The organism is Sporosarcina sp. P16b, from assembly GCF_002743065.1.
Classification (GTDB): domain Bacteria; phylum Bacillota; class Bacilli; order Bacillales_A; family Planococcaceae; genus Sporosarcina.
Genome location: NZ_PDYO01000008.1, coordinates 15,391 through 30,795, shown reverse-complemented (window position 1 = coordinate 30,795; position 15,405 = coordinate 15,391). Strand labels below are relative to the sequence as shown.

Sequence of the window (15,405 nt, the reverse complement as noted above, 5' to 3'; positions counted from 1 at the left end):
CTTTGGCCAATAATGATGACAAGCTTATGTGCCTTGGAATTCCGGTTCACGCTTTTCATTGAATGCTTGTAAAGCCTCAACGCGATCTTTGGTCGGGATGACTAATTCGTATGCTTTCGTCTCGATTGCAAGTCCTGTACGAAGATCAGTATTTAAACCTTCATTAATTGCATATTTAGCTTGTTTAATTGCAACAGGACCATTTTTCATAATAGCTTCTGCCAATTCTTCGCAAGATGCCATTAAATTATCTGATGCAACTACTTTTAATATAATACCCAGCTCCAATGCTTCAGCTGCAGTCAGGCGCTTGGCAGTAAATATCAGTTCTTTCGCTTTCATCACTCCAACTAATCGGGGCAGACGTTGTGTGCCTCCCGCTCCCGGAATGATTGCCCAACTAGTTTCAGTCAAACCTAACGTAGCATGTGTCACCGCGATCGAGAAATCACAAGCTAGCATCAATTCAAAACCGCCACCTAGCGCATGGCCATTCACTGCAGCGATTGTAGGTTGTGGTAATTCTGCGATACTATTGAACACATCACGAATAGCTTTTACATTACGGCGTACTTCCGATTCATTAAGAGTTTTACGCTCTTTCAGATCTGCTCCAGCACTGAATGCCTTTTCCCCTGCCCCTTTGAAGATTACAACTCTGACATCAGGAGCAATATGGAGAGTCTCTACGATTTCTTGTAGTTCTTTTAAGGCTGGATAATTAAAGCAATTCAAAGATTCCGGCCGATTAATTGTTACATAAGCGATACGGTTTTCAATTTCTAATAAAACTGGTTTCATTATACAAGCTCCTTTATGCGTAAAGCGTAATAGATTTTACACTTCTGGTTTTTCTACGATCATTGCTATACCTTGCCCCACACCTATACACATAGTTGCTAGACCGTATTGCTTATCACGCTTATTCATTTCATATATTAAAGTCATCAAAATACGTGCCCCACTTGCTCCTAGTGGATGTCCATACGCAATGGCTCCGCCGTTGACATTTACTATCTCCGTATCCAATTCCAATTGGCGAATACATTCAAGCGATTGAGAAGCAAATGCTTCATTTAGTTCTACTAGGCCTATGTCGTCAATTGATAAGTCTGCACGGTTTAAAGCCTTGCGCGATGCATCAATTGGACCTAGTCCCATCACCGCCGGCTCAAGACCCGCCACTGCCCCTGTAACATACTTTGCGAGTGGCTTTAGTCCGAGTTCTTTCGCTTTCTCCGCACTCATTAATAATAGAGCTGCTGCTCCATCATTTACCCCTGATGCATTACCCGCCGTAACTGTGCCGCCTTCAAATATCGGTCGTAGTTTTGCCAATGCCTCGACAGATGATTCTGGACGTGGATGTTCATCCCGATCCACAATGATTTCATTGCCTTTACGATCTTTATATACAACTGGTACTATTTCTTTACTGAATACATCTTCCTCAATTGCTTTTTTTGCTCGGCGTTGACTTTCATATGCAAAAGCATCTTGCTCTTCTCGCGAAATGTTATAACGTTGTGCTACATTTTCCGCTGTTTTCGGCATAGTGTCAGATCCGTACATTTTTTCTAATTCCTTATTAGTAAAGCGCCATCCAATAGTCGTGTCATACATTTTCATATCTCCACGTGGGTACTCTACTTCAGGCTTCCCCATCACAAATGGCGCGCGTGTCATACTCTCCGTACCGCCTGCGATGAAGACGTCCCCTTCGCCTGCCATGATTGCTCTAGCTGCATACATAACTGCATCGATTCCCGATCCACATAAGCGGTTAATAGTTGTTCCACCCACTTCTATAGGCAAGCCGGCGAGTAAGGCTGACATACGAGCCACATTACGATTATCTTCGCCTGCCTGATTCGCATTTCCAAAGACCACTTCTTCAATGTCTTCAGTTGGAAGATTTGGATTTCTATCAATTAAGGCCTTGATTACTGTTGCACCCAAATCATCTGGACGAACTGCTTTTAGCGCCCCCTTATATCTTCCAAATGGTGTACGAACTGCATCAACGATTACAACTTCCTTCATGATTTCACCATCTCCTTGTTATCCGTGTAGTCATAGACTCCTTTTCCACTCTTTCTGCCAAGACGTCCAGCTTTAACGTACTGTTCTAGCAGAGGGGAAGGACGATATTTTTCACCCAGTTTTTCGTGGAGATATTTCAAGTTATTCAAGCGTGCATCTAGTCCGACTAAGTCTACTAATTCAAATGGTCCCATCGGATAGTTTAGGCCCAATTTAATTGCTTTATCGATTTCTTCAGGTGAGCCTAAGCCTTCTTGCAACATGTAAAAAGCTTCATTCCCGACTAGTGCGCTGATTCGGCTCGTGACAAAACCAGGGAATTCATTGATGACAACTGTTTCTTTCCCCATTTTCACAGCTACATTTCTAATGACTTCTGCTGTTTCATCACTTGTTTCTAGCCCGCGTATAATTTCTACAAGTGGCATTTTATGTACAGGGTTGAAAAAGTGCATGGCAATAGTGCGTTCAGGACGTTGACCGTACGATGCAATTTCAGTTGGGCTCATAGTTGACGTATTGGTTGCAAAATAGCAGGATGTAGGTGCATTTTCTTCAATCGTTTGGAATACTTGTTTTTTTATATCTGCAATTTCAGGTACCGCTTCAATAACTAGATCCGCTGTTTTTGCCGCGATTGCTAACTCCGTTTCGAAATGAAGATTTGTACGAAGCTCTTTCGCTACCTGTTGCGTGATTTTTTGTCGATCCACGCCTTTTGTAATGATCAACTCAATTTCTTTCTCTGCGTTAACCAATGCTTGTTCATTAATATCTACGATAGTGACAGAATATCCACCTAATGCACTTACATAAGCAATACCTCTACCCATCACGCCAGAACCAACAACTACGATATTTTTAATCATTTTACTTCCCCCTTTAAATAGCTATTTCATATTTATAGTAAGAAAGAACAGAGGCATGCAAACTAGCCCCTGTTCCTTTTAAGGTAATGTTTTTTACAGTCCGAATGGGTTTAATGGGCGAGATCCATAGTAAGACATGATACTCTTCGTCTCGGAGTAAAGATCCAATGTTTCAATAGCTAACTCGCGTCCAAATCCTGATTGCTTGTATCCACCGAATGGTGTTCCAGGGAAAGCAGAGAATGGTGAGTTGATCATGACGATGCCCGCTTGGATTTGATTTGCAACACGTGTTGCACGTGCGCCATCTTTAGACCAAACAGATGATGCAAGACCGAACACCGAGTCATTCGCCAATGCTATCGCTTCTTTTTCATTCGAGAACTTGGAAAGCACAACAACAGGACCAAAGATTTCTTCTTGTACTACGCGCATTTCTTGCGTCACGTTACCGATAACTGTCGGTGCATACCAGAAACCTTTCTCAAAACCTTCAGGGTGTATTTGCTCACCACCGGCCAAAATTTCTGCCCCTTCATCAATTGCCGATTGTACATATTCTTTTACAGTATCCAATTGTCCTTGGTCAATTACTGCTCCCACATGTGTCCCTTTACTGAACGGATCACCCAGAACGATACGATTAGTTTTTTCAACGAATTTCTTAACGAACTCATCATACACATCTTCATGTATATAAATTCGTGAACGTGCGTCACATGACTGTCCAGTGTTATTGTAAATACCATAGATAGAACAATCTACTGCTTGATCAATATCCGCGTCTTCAAAGATTAGGCTTGGTGATTTTCCGCCTAACTCTAATGTGACACGCTTCAATGTGCCAGAAGCACGTGCCATAATATCTTTACCAATCGGTGTAGAGCCTGTGAAAGCTACTTTGTTTACCAAATCATGTTCAACCAGATAGTTTCCAATTTCGGAACCTGATCCTGGTAAGATGTTTACTACACCTTCGGGAACTCCAGCTTCATGGCAAATTTCTCCTAAAACAATTGCTGTCAGCGGTGTAAGAGATGCAGGTTTAATAATTACAGAACACCCTGCCGCAAGTGCCGGTGCAACTTTCCAAGCTGCCATCATTAAAGGATAGTTCCATGGAATGATTTGCGCACATACGCCAACCGGCTCTTTTTCTGTGTAGTTGTGGAATTGGCCAGGTACGTTATTTACAGAGCCGCGGTGTGAAACTAGTGCCCCTGCATAAAACTCAAAATCTTCTACAGCCTGATTAATCTGTGCTTGTGCTGCCGAAATAGTTTTACCTGTATTCAGTACTTCTAGTTCTACTAATTCGCTAAAACGACTTCTCATGATCGCTGCAATTTTATTAAGTACACGTGCACGTTTCCCCGTCGGAGTAATTTTCCATTTTCCGTTATCAAATGCATTACGTGCTGCTTCAATAGCGCGTTGTGCATCTTCTTGAGTTGCTTTTGCGACTTCCGCTAAGAGCTCTCCTGTTGCCGGATTATAGACTTTTGTCCGAGCACCATTGCTGCTCTCTACTTGCTCTCCGTTAATAAACAATTTATAGAAATCACGCTTCATCGTTTGTGCTACTTCTTGCTCTTGAACATTTGTCATTTTATTTCCTCCTCTTACTTTCCAATAAACTCAGGATTTCTTTTGTTTTTAAATGCTTCGATACCTTCTACATGATCTTCAGTTAAGCCAGCAATTCGCTGACTTTCTGCTTCGCGTTGAAGATATTCTTCAAACGGTAGTGTTTGAACGTCATTCAATCCTCTTTTAATTAGACCAATAGCCTTAGTTGGCTTCGTGGCAATACCTTTTGCGAACTCTTTCACTTCTACCTCAAAATCTTCTTGAGAATAAACTCTTGTTGCTAGACCCAAATCCAATGCCTGCGCTGCAGAGATTTTCTCACCTAGAATTGAAATTTCTGCTGCTTTTGCTGAACCAACTAATTGCGATAGATAAAACAGATTGCCAGAGTCAGGAATGAGTCCTACATGTATGAATGCATTTATGTAGCTGGCTTTCTCAGACATCAAACGAAAATCACATGCTAAAGCTAGACTAAAACCCGCTCCGGCCGCTACTCCATTGACTGCTGCAATAATCGGCTTTTCCGATTTCTTTATTTCCAAAATCATTGGACCGTAGTGATCTCTCAGTACTTGCCCATGATCCATTTGTTCATCAACTTCTGACAGATCTTGGCCTGAACAGAACGCTCTACCTGCACCCGTCACGACGATGCATCTTACATTGTCGTCCTTTGATGCCATACGCAACGCATCTTTAATTTCATGATTCATCTGAGCTACGAATGCATTTAATTTATCAGGACGATTCAATGTAAGCCAAGCAATACCATCTTTCAACTCGTATTGAATTGTTTCAAACATAGAAAGTCGTCTCCTCATCTTCCTTTATATACCGGTTTTCTCTTTTCGACAAAAGCTTGCATTCCTTCTTTTTGATCCTCCGATGAAAACAAGAGATAGAAGTTCTTTCGCTCATACTGCATACCTTCATACAGTGGATAGTCAACCGCCTTGTTCACTGAATCCTTAATCATTCGGATAGCAAGTGGCGGCATGCTAGCGATCTTATTTGCAAACCGTAAAGCTTCTTCGCGCAATAGCTCTGGAGAGACGATTCGATTGATCACTCCGTATTTTTGTAATTCATTAGCTTTGATTCGCTCACCTGTCCACAGCCACTCTATCGCTTTCGCACGTCCAACTAACTTAGTTAAGCGTTGCGTCCCGCCAGCTCCTGGCATAACACCTAACGTCACTTCAGGGAATGCAAACTCTGTGCCATCAGCGACTAATAGGACATCGCAGCAAAGGGCAAGTTCAAAACCTCCACCAAAAACAAATCCATGAACTGCACCGATGATGGGCTTTTTGATAAGAGGAATCTGATCCCAGTCAGCAAACTGATTCAACAATTCAAGACTCATTGAATCTGCCCCGGCCATCTCCTCTATATCAGCACCAGCAGAGAAAGCTTTTCCTTTGCCAACTAGCAAAATTACACGTACTTCCTCATTTCGATCAAACGCTTGCAGCGCCTCAAGAATTTCACCTACCATACAACGATTTAAAGAGTTCAATTGCTTAGGTCTGTTCAATTCAATGATGCCGATTTGTTGATCAACCGATGTTTCTATGAATTTGAAGGCTGTCATTCGCTGTCTTCACCTATCATTAAAGTAACTAGCTTACCTGCAAAGCCCATCAAGTCTTTTCCAGAAGCTTTTCCTTCATCAGAGCTCAAACCTGCTTTTAATGATGCAGCATCATCGTAAATCATTTCACACATCAAGTAATACGGTGGTTCTCCACCCATTGGGTTACCAGTGAATTTCGTTACTTTCATTTCACGCAAGCCAGGAATCTTCGCTGTGAGTGGTGAATGAACATTGAAGTAATGCTCGTCAAATTCCTCTTTGTTTTCAGGGTGTTTGTATAGTGCGATTAATTTAGCCATTTAAAATCCTCCAATTACATTATTGTTGATACAGGTTTCATTGCTTCGAACGGCGTTTTACAACTCTTGCAATATAAAATACTTCTACAAGCAGTTGGTCCAAATATATTTTCCATCGTGACGTAGGTTGAATTACAATACGGGCAATCTACGTGCCACGAGCCATCTTCTTCCAGATGACGCGGTGGAGCAGCGATTCCAAACTCTTTCAATCCTCTTTTTCCATTTTCCGTCACACGATCAGATGTCCAAGGAGGACTGAAAATAAATTCTACTTCGACGTTTTTGGCAAAAGATAGCCCCATCACAGCATTCTTAGTATTCGTTCGGATGATTTCAAGTGCCGGGCAACCTAAAAACGTAGGCAATAACGTTACCTTGATCTGTTCGGCTTCAACTTCCACTTTCTCCACCATTCCAAGATCCACTATACTGACTGTATCAATTTCAGGGTCCTTGACGCTTTCAAGCACCTTCCATACTTCCAAGTTTTGTGAGTTTTTTATAAGAGCCACCATTTCAAAACACCTCTTTCTATCTATTACCAGTTAGTGGCTGTATCGAGTCTGTACACTTCAGAAAGTGTATCGATAGCTGCTTGCAACTCATCTGTGTGTTGTCCATTACGTCCATTCAACTTAGGTTCAGGAATTATCGGTAAATCCAATTGCAATTTTTCAAATGTTGGACGTAATGCTTCAAGCCAAGCATTTTGTATTTTTTCTTCTGAATCTATCAAGTCAAAGCGTTCAATCAGTTCTTTTTGTTCTCCATAAGAGAATAGATCTCCTATGTCTGCAACAACTAATTCAATTGCACTCATCATTTTAGTTTTCGCTTCTTCTGTGGAGCTTAGTAATTGTTTGAACCATAACTTCCAATGCATCACATGATAATAGAGTTCCATACTGACTTTTACAGCAATCTCTTGGAGTGGTTCATATGAGCTTTCTTTGAGTGAATTGATCTTCGCTCGTTTCGCTTGTGTATAGAAGTAACTTCTAACTACTGTATAAGCCCAATCATATTGTGGTGTGTCCATATAATAGCCGTCACCATTAATACGTTCAGTCAAAACGCTATTTTTTCGTTCTACTGCAGGACGTAAGTGAGCTAGATCATCTGCATTACCTAATCCTAAGTCCTCTAGCAACTTATAATACATAGCTGCATGACCCATAGAATCTTGTGTGATAGAAGATGATGCAACATCCTCTTCTATATGCGGAGCTAGACCCAACCATTCAGAGCCACGATATGAAAACAGGAAATCATCATCTGCTAACTGAAACAAAAGCGTTTCTACTGCTTTTTTCTCTTCCGTACTCATCATTTTTTCAACATTACTCATTTTTCTTTACCTCCTGCCCAAGATAGGATTTCCTTCTCATCGAGCATTTCTTGTTCGTATTTACGCCATTTTTTACGTAAGTAACCATAACCTTTTGTAGTACGGTAATCTTTGTTATCTAAACGACTCAAAGAAAGACGTTCTTCTTCATCCATACTTCGGATATTTTTTTTATTTACGACCCATATATCAACGACTGGCTCACGACGCATAAAGTTTTCTTGTGCCATCATAAGTGCCATATCTTCATTTGGTGCTAGTAAATCGAATTGGTGCTGGAATGACGCAGCATGGGTGCGTTTACTAAATACTTCAAACTCTTGATAAAATGTTTTCTCTGACATATTCTCTTCCGCTCCTTTATTCAACAATTGCACTTAACGCTTCACGTACCCACGCATTGTTCTCATATGATGAACGGCGAAGATTAAGACGCGCTTGTGATTTTGGTCCATTATTTTTAATAATTTCTTTGAATTCTGACCAGTCGGGTTGCTGATAAACCCAATGTTTCTTCTCCTGATCGAAATGCAATGTATCATCCGGGATTGTTAAACTGAGCGATAGAATTCTCGGAATGTATTTGTCCAAGAAGCTCTGGCGTAATTCTTCATTTGTGTTCTTACGAATACGATATTTAATAGTAGCTTCTTGCTTTGATGCACCTGTCGTAGCTTTACTTGGAGGTCCAAAAAACATAAGCAGTGCTGGCCACCAGCGGTTAAGCGCGTCTTGCACCATTGCTTTCTGTTCTTCTGTTCCTTCAGCAAGTGCCATGATAATCGACTCTCCGTGCTGCGCATGGAATACTTCTTCTGCACAAATACGTTGTAAGGCCTTTGCATACGGCCCATAAGATGCATCTAGCATATTCGTTTGTGTAATGATTGCAGCCCCATCTACTAACCAACCTATCAATCCTGCATCTGCCCAAGTCTTTGTTTCCATATGAAATACATTATGAAACTTCAGATCCTCATTGAATAGATCCTGCATGATATCACCGCGAGTTTTACCATATGGCTTCATTAAATCTTCTGCTACGCGTAATAATAGTTGTCCGTGACCCATTTCATCTTGTACTTTCGCCATAATTCCAAGTTTGCGGTATAGTGAAGGCGCTTTAGGTACCCACTCTTTCTCAGGGAGCGCTCCCATAATTTCACTGATTCCGTGCATGGAAATGAGTTTAATTAACGTTTGACGATACTCTTCGGGCATCCAATCATCTGCCTGGATCTTTTCGCCACTTTCTATACGTTCCATGAAATACTCCATCTTTTCATCTGCGGTCATCGCTGTCATCATTACCATTTATCTAATTCCTCCTTTAGATTTTGAAAAGTTAATACCACAAGATACGTATTTAAACGATCAAATATAACAAACTTAACGTCTTTTCATAAATTTTGTTATACTCGGTCTCAAAAAAATACTAGACCTCTTCCAAAACGATTGGATATTCTGATACTTTAATGGAGTCAGTTGGGCAGCCCTCAACCGCATCATCCAAATCATCCAATAAATCCTCATCGACTTCTGCTGAACCTTCATTATTATCTAGATGTACGAATGCAAAACCTTCATCATTATATTCAAAAATGTCAGGTGCACTTGCTCCGCAAGCACCGCACGCTATGCAAGTTGATTGATCAACAATAGTATGTGTAGCCATAAAAGGTGTCCTCCTTTATTCTAATTAGTCAAATGTTTAAGAGTTGACCGGGACTTTTTTCTGATCTTGCTTTTCCTTTTTCTCCATTAATGTCGTACTATGTGTTGCTTGAACTTTAGCCGTTGGATCAATGTAGACCTTGGCATTACTAACAGCCGTAGGTGCTTCTCCAAACCCGCTAGCTATAAGTTTAACTTTTCCTGGATACGTACAAATGTCGCCTACAGCATAAATACCTTCAATATTCGTTTCCATTTTCGAATTAACGACAATGCTGTTCTTTTCTATTTCTAGTTCCCAATTCTTGATAGGACCAAGTGAAGACACGAAACCATAGTTGACTATCACTTCGTCAATTGCGATTTCCTCTTCCTCGTCTGACTTCATTTTACTTAGAACGATTTTTTCAATATGATCTTCACCAATAAATAATGATGGAATATATGGTGTTTTAACTTCAACTTTGGAATTCATTAAGTTCTCAACACTAGCTTCATGTGCGCGGAATTTATCGCGGCGGTGAACGAGTGTTACTTTGTTGGCAATCGGCTCAAGCATTAGAGACCAATCTACCGCAGAATCTCCACCGCCAAAAACCTGAACATTCTTTCCTGCGAAGTATTGTAAATCTTTAATAAAGTAATGTAAGTTTTTACCCTCGTATTGTTCAGCGTTTTCAATTTCAATCTTTCTAGGTTGAAATGCACCATTTCCTGCAGTAATAATAATTGCCTTAGAATAATGTGTTTCTTTATTCGTTTTGATTTTGAAGTTCCCGTCTTCTTGCTTAGTCACTTCACGTACCTCTTGTTCAAGTGTGATAGTTGGTTCAAACTGAGACATCTGCTCAACTAGATTGTCAATAAGTTTTTGTCCAGTGATTTTTGGGAAACCTGCAATATCGTAAATATACTTTTCTGGATACAAAGCTGTTAGTTGACCACCAAGTTGCGGAAGACTCTCAATCAAATTTACCGACATTTGACGCATACCTGCATAAAAGGATGTAAACAAACCCACAGGGCCGCCACCAATTATTGTTATATCATAAACTTTCTGTTCATTACTCATATGCTGGCTTCTCCTCTCTATCGAAAGAAAATCGATCCTTTCAAGTATAACGCATAAAATACGTTGTTCGCTTTTCTTGTTATACTTAGTATCTTAAATCAATGTGTAAGCGTTGTCAAGAATATATTCAGAATAATTTATTTTCATTTCGAGATTCTAGAGCATTGCGTCACGGACGTATTTTACTTAGTAGATATGTAGTTGTTTAAAAACTCTTCATACAAAAAGCACTGCTAAGACGCAGTGCTTTTTACATCATTCAATATATGTCCATTTTCCATCCTTCACAGTCGCCATTACAAAGCTCTCCGGTCCAAGCCCATTATGATCTTCAGCTGTGTAATTATAAACTCCTGTCGTACCAATCCAGTCTTTAATATTCTCTTCTAAATAATCTCGAATTGCTTCACGATCAGTAGCACCATTCTTTAATGCTTCCACTGTCAACATCACATTGTCATAACCATAAGAACCAAAGTTAGTCGGTTCACTGCCGTACTTTTCTGTATACTCATTGTAGAACTCTGATAATACACTGTGCTGTATATCATCTTTAGGAATCTGGTCTGGGAATAATAGCTTTCCAGTTGGAATTACTACACCTTCTGCAGCCTCTCCCGCTAAAGAGATAAAGTTTTGATTTGCAATGCCATGACTTCCAAATACCGGTAAACTAATTCCTAGATCATGCGCATTCTTTGCGATGACGGCAGGTCCGGGATTCGTTCCCCAGACGACGATTGCTTCTGCTTTTGCACTATTAATCTTCGTCACTTGCGTACTCATATCAGGATCTTGTGTATTATAGCTTTCTTTTGCTACGATTTTAATATCATAGTCATCTGCCAAAGCTTCCAATTGCTCCAAGCCACTTGAGCCAAACGCATTGGAATCACTAATCGTACCAATTTTCTTAATTCCTTGTTCTTTTAAATACATATAAACCCGTTCAACTGCTTGTCTATCCGATTGCGGTGTTTTAAATACCCATTCTGCATCTTCAACAGGTTCAACGACATGCGCACTCGCTGCAGCCGAGATCATAGCAACTTTTTGTTGCAAGGCGATTCCTTTCATAGCAAGGCTTTCACCACTACCTGAAGACCCGAGTAACGCTAATACTTTTTCGTCGTTCACTAATCGATTAGCTTCTTGTGTTGCTTTTTCCTGGCTGGATTCATCATCCGCCAAGATGATCTTTAGCGGAATGCCATTAATTCCACCATCTGCATTGATTTTCTCTTCTAGTAGTTTTGCTGCATTCCATTCAGGTTCGCCTAACGGACTGTTTGGACCCGTTTTTGAATAAATGGCACCGATCTTATACTCTGTCAGTTCCCCACTTTCGGACTTCGCGTCTGTGTCGCTACATGCGGCTAGCATCAATGAAATGATAACTGCTAGAAATAGCATAGTTAATTTTTTGAACATCTTCTCATCCCCCATCATCAATGTACTGTGTGGCCTAAATAAGCTTCTTTTACTTCCGGATCATTCAATAATTCACTTGAACTGCCGCTCTTAATGATTTCACCATGAGAAATGACATACCCCCGATCAGCAACTTTAAGGGATGCATGTAAATTTTGTTCTATTAATAAAATCGTTGTTCCAAACTGCTTACGTAAATTACCGACTAGTTCTAATACGTCCTTCGCTATAAGTGGAGCTAGTCCTAATGTAGGTTCGTCTAATAACAATAAGTCAGGCTCTGCCATCATACCTCTTGCAATCGCAAGCATTTGTTGCTGACCGCCAGACATCGTTCCACCCATTTGATCTTTTCGGTCACTCAATATTGGGAATAATTTGAAAACTCTTTTGATGTTTTCTTCTATTGCCTGCTTGTTAGTAGTTTTACGATGATGGTAAGCACCTAAATATAAATTATCCAACACAGTCATTGTAGAAAAAATTTGACGATGTTCAGGTACATGAATTAGGTGTTTCTCAACAATCTTTTCTGCTTCCATTCCTGTAATATCCGTGCCTTGATAGATAACTTGGCCGCTTGTCGGTCGAAGTAGTCCAGACATGGTTTGTAGAAGAGTTGTCTTACCCGCTCCATTTGCACCTAGCAAAGCGACAATTTCTCCTTGTTTAACAGACAGTGATACGCCATTCAATGCTTGAATCGGTCCATAGCTTACAGAACAGTCGAGTACCTCAAGTAGCTTTTGTTCACTCATACGACTTCCTCCTCGATCTCAGCACCTAAGTAAGCCGCAATGACCGCTTCATTCGCTTGAATTTCTTTTGGGGTTCCTTCTGCAATCTTCATGCCCTGATCCAAAACAACGAGTTTATCGCAAATGCTCATGACTAGATCCATATCATGCTCGACGACTAGAATGGTTACTCCAGAGTCTCTTACTCTTTTAATCAACTCACTCATTTCAGACGTCTCACTATGATTTAATCCCGCTGCAATTTCATCCAACAGAAGAAGTTTAGGTTCTGTGGCATAAGCACGGGCAAATTCCAATAGTCGCAATTTACCTAATGACAAACTAGATGCCTTTTGATCGTATAGTAGTTCTAGATTGAAGAAACGTAAGATATCCATTGCCTCTTCATACACTTTGCGCTCATTTTTTGCAATGCCAAGTAACATGGAAGCAACTCCTGAAAGATTTTGCTTCGTTCTCATATGCTGGCCTACCATGACATTCTCAATCACTGTCATATTTTTAAACACTTGTAAGTTTTGGAAGGTCCGTGATATGCCTAATGGAGCTACTTTATATGAAGGGAGGAGATCAATCCTCTTCCCGCAAAACAAAATATTTCCTTCGCTCGGTGGAAATATAGAAGATATCATATTGAACATTGTGCTTTTTCCTGCTCCGTTCGGTCCTATTAGCCCAACAATTTGCCCTTCATCGACAGAGAAGCTGACATCGCTATTTGCTACAACTCCGCCAAATCTTTTTGTAATTGATTCTACTTGCAACAATGTCATCATCCTCTCATTCTGAAACACTTCGTTCTATCGGTGTGACGGGTACAGATGATTTTTTTTCTACTCTTTTTATGGATGTATTTTTAAACCAGTCTATTACTGTTGGAAACAGACCTTTTGGCATAAAGATAACGACTAATATTAAGATTAATCCATAAATCACGTGTTCCGAATCACTAGTGATAAACGAGAATTGCTCACCAAGTGTATGAACGGTAATGCCGATCATACGAATTAGTAAAGCCCCTATTAATGCCCCCCATACACTTCCACTTCCTCCGAGAACGACCATTGCTAAGAAAAGAATGGATGCATCAAATGTAAAGGCAGATGGAGATATACTGTAACTCATGTGGGCAAACAACCAGCCGGCAAGCCCCGCAAATGCAGCGCTCAATATAAACACCTGCATTTTATACCTGCCCGTATTAACCCCCATCGAGCTGGAGGCTATTTCTGAGTCGTGTATAGAACGGAGTGCACGTCCAACCCGAGAATGAACAATGTTCAGTGATAGAATTAAAACTATTAAAACAAAAAACCATACTAGAAAGTAATATGGAACTCCTTGGTTGATTGTCATGCCAAACAATGACAGCTGGGGGATCCCATAAAATCCTGATGCTCCCATTGTGATTCCTTTACCCTCAACCAAAAGACCATGAACGATTATACCAAGAGCCAATGTTGCCATAGCTAAGTAATATCCACTTAAACGTGACATCGTATATCCCATAAAAAAAGCTAGAAGAGCCGGAACGAGTAAAGCTATAGGCAAGCTAAGCCAAGGACTCCATCCCCACGTAGCTGTCAAAATCGAAGTGGTATATGCTCCCACTCCATAAAATGCTGCCTGTCCTAAAGATATTTGTCCGGCATAACCCATTAACAAGCCTAAACCGATGGCTATAATTGCGTATATACCTGCAAATGTTGCCTGTGTAATAAAAAATGACTGAGTAACTACCAATGGAAATATGAGGATGGCAGCAATGAATACAACTACGCCCCACCACTTCGTCTGCTGTACGCCTTGTAACTTCATTACAACCCTCCTTTCCCAATAGTTTTTTCACCCAAAATACCATTGGGTCTAATAATCAATATAAGCAAAAATATTGAAAATGTAATAATATCTTTCATTCCTGAACTAACATAGCCGGCACCCATGGATTCAAATAGTCCAATTAGCAAACCACCAATGACAGCTCCGGGGGCACTACCTAGTCCCCCTAGAATTGCTGCTGAAAATCCTTTAATGCCTAACATAGCACCCATATCATATGCCGGGAAAATAATTGGCGCGATCGCAAGGCCCGCAATAGCTCCAAGAGAAGCGCTTAAAACAAAGGAAAAGGAAGACATTCTTTTTGGACTTATTCCCATTAATCTTGCAGCCATCGGGTTTACAGAGGATGCTTGGAATGCTTTTCCTAGCATTGTTTTGTCGATAAACATATACATAAGACCGACAACTAACAGCATAATCAAAACGACCCAAATGGATTGGGGGGTAATGGCTGCGCCTCCAATTGTAACAGGAGTATTATCCATGAAAGGTGCTACTGTATGTTGATCTTTTCCCCATACCATACTACTGATTCCACGGATGAAGATCGAAGTTCCAATAGTCAAAATGATTAAGCTGATCGCGTCAGCACCTTTGGCTCTACGTATCAAAAGGAACTCCATTAGCCACCCGATGAATGTCACAAAAAGTATCGTAGCAATAAAGGAAAGCCAATATGGCACGCCTACTGAAACGAGTGAAAACATGGTCAATCCACCAAGCATGACGAATTCACCTTGAGCCAAGTTGATAACTTTCGTCACACTATAAATGGTAACAAAACCGAGGGCGACAATTGCATAAATACTTCCAATCGTAATTCCCGTTAATGTGAACTGTAAAAAATCTTGCACTCACTTCACGCCCTTATCCAGT

18 protein-coding genes are annotated in these 15,405 nt (G+C 40.6%); all 18 read right to left on the bottom strand.

The features are described from left to right. Positions 1-24: 24 nt before the first annotated feature. On the bottom strand, positions 25-801 hold the full coding sequence (locus tag CSV77_RS10695) for an enoyl-CoA hydratase-related protein (protein ID WP_099673413.1): 777 nt from the start codon (positions 799-801) through the stop codon (positions 25-27). A gap of 36 nt (positions 802-837) precedes the next feature. Continuing rightward, on the bottom strand, positions 838-2,043 hold the full coding sequence (locus CSV77_RS10690; protein ID WP_099673412.1) for a thiolase family protein: 1,206 nt from the start codon (positions 2,041-2,043) through the stop codon (positions 838-840). Continuing rightward, the gene (locus tag CSV77_RS10685; RefSeq protein ID WP_099673411.1) at positions 2,040-2,912 is read right to left on the bottom strand and encodes a 3-hydroxyacyl-CoA dehydrogenase; all 873 of its coding nucleotides are present in this window, start codon (positions 2,910-2,912) and stop codon (positions 2,040-2,042) included. Before CSV77_RS10685 ends, CSV77_RS10690 begins: the two co-directional genes overlap by 4 nt. A gap of 93 nt (positions 2,913-3,005) precedes the next feature. Next, entirely contained in the window at positions 3,006-4,520 is a 1,515-nt protein-coding gene (locus tag CSV77_RS10680; RefSeq protein WP_099673410.1) for an aldehyde dehydrogenase family protein, read from the bottom strand. A 14-nt stretch (positions 4,521-4,534) separates the two neighbouring features. Continuing rightward, positions 4,535-5,308, bottom strand: coding sequence for an enoyl-CoA hydratase-related protein (locus CSV77_RS10675; protein WP_099673409.1), 774 nt, complete (start codon positions 5,306-5,308; stop codon positions 4,535-4,537). Between the two features lie 14 nt (positions 5,309-5,322). After that, positions 5,323-6,099, bottom strand: coding sequence for an enoyl-CoA hydratase/isomerase family protein (locus CSV77_RS10670; RefSeq protein ID WP_099632041.1), 777 nt, complete (start codon positions 6,097-6,099; stop codon positions 5,323-5,325). Next, on the bottom strand, positions 6,096-6,401 hold the full coding sequence (locus tag CSV77_RS10665; protein ID WP_099632042.1) for an EthD family reductase: 306 nt from the start codon (positions 6,399-6,401) through the stop codon (positions 6,096-6,098). Before CSV77_RS10665 ends, CSV77_RS10670 begins: the two co-directional genes overlap by 4 nt. A 14-nt stretch (positions 6,402-6,415) precedes the next feature. Next, positions 6,416-6,919 carry a 1,2-phenylacetyl-CoA epoxidase subunit PaaD gene (paaD, locus tag CSV77_RS10660; RefSeq protein ID WP_099673408.1) on the bottom strand — a complete coding sequence of 168 codons (504 nt, stop codon included), beginning with the start codon at positions 6,917-6,919 and terminating at the stop codon, positions 6,416-6,418. A gap of 23 nt (positions 6,920-6,942) precedes the next feature. Continuing rightward, a complete protein-coding gene (gene paaC, locus CSV77_RS10655) occupies positions 6,943-7,752 on the bottom strand; it encodes a 1,2-phenylacetyl-CoA epoxidase subunit PaaC (protein WP_199203737.1) in 810 nt (269 codons plus the stop codon). Continuing rightward, positions 7,749-8,096 (bottom strand): 1,2-phenylacetyl-CoA epoxidase subunit PaaB, encoded by a 348-nt coding sequence (paaB, locus tag CSV77_RS10650; protein ID WP_099632044.1) that lies wholly within the window; start codon positions 8,094-8,096, stop codon positions 7,749-7,751. The genes paaC and paaB overlap by 4 nt, the downstream gene beginning before the upstream one ends. Positions 8,097-8,112: 16 nt before the next feature. Continuing rightward, complete coding sequence (gene paaA, locus CSV77_RS10645) at positions 8,113-9,066, bottom strand: 1,2-phenylacetyl-CoA epoxidase subunit PaaA (RefSeq protein WP_099673407.1); 954 nt, start codon at positions 9,064-9,066, stop codon at positions 8,113-8,115. Positions 9,067-9,187: 121 nt separating this feature from the next. After that, the gene (locus CSV77_RS10640) at positions 9,188-9,427 is read right to left on the bottom strand and encodes a ferredoxin (protein WP_099673406.1); all 240 of its coding nucleotides are present in this window, start codon (positions 9,425-9,427) and stop codon (positions 9,188-9,190) included. A gap of 36 nt (positions 9,428-9,463) precedes the next feature. Continuing rightward, on the bottom strand, positions 9,464-10,498 hold the full coding sequence (locus CSV77_RS10635; RefSeq protein WP_099673405.1) for an NAD(P)/FAD-dependent oxidoreductase: 1,035 nt from the start codon (positions 10,496-10,498) through the stop codon (positions 9,464-9,466). Positions 10,499-10,753: 255 nt separating this feature from the next. After that, the gene (locus CSV77_RS10630) at positions 10,754-11,929 is read right to left on the bottom strand and encodes an ABC transporter substrate-binding protein (protein WP_099673404.1); all 1,176 of its coding nucleotides are present in this window, start codon (positions 11,927-11,929) and stop codon (positions 10,754-10,756) included. Between the two features lie 17 nt (positions 11,930-11,946). After that, positions 11,947-12,687 (bottom strand): ABC transporter ATP-binding protein, encoded by a 741-nt coding sequence (locus CSV77_RS10625; RefSeq protein WP_099673403.1) that lies wholly within the window; start codon positions 12,685-12,687, stop codon positions 11,947-11,949. After that, a complete protein-coding gene (locus CSV77_RS10620) occupies positions 12,684-13,463 on the bottom strand; it encodes an ABC transporter ATP-binding protein (RefSeq protein ID WP_099673402.1) in 780 nt (259 codons plus the stop codon). The genes CSV77_RS10625 and CSV77_RS10620 overlap by 4 nt, the downstream gene beginning before the upstream one ends. 4 nt (positions 13,464-13,467) lie before the next feature. After that, positions 13,468-14,505: a branched-chain amino acid ABC transporter permease gene (locus tag CSV77_RS10615; protein ID WP_099632051.1), complete on the bottom strand. Its 1,038-nt coding sequence runs from the start codon at positions 14,503-14,505 to the stop codon at positions 13,468-13,470. Next, a complete protein-coding gene (locus CSV77_RS10610) occupies positions 14,505-15,383 on the bottom strand; it encodes a branched-chain amino acid ABC transporter permease (protein WP_099673401.1) in 879 nt (292 codons plus the stop codon). Before CSV77_RS10610 ends, CSV77_RS10615 begins: the two co-directional genes overlap by 1 nt. Positions 15,384-15,405 lie beyond the last annotated feature (22 nt).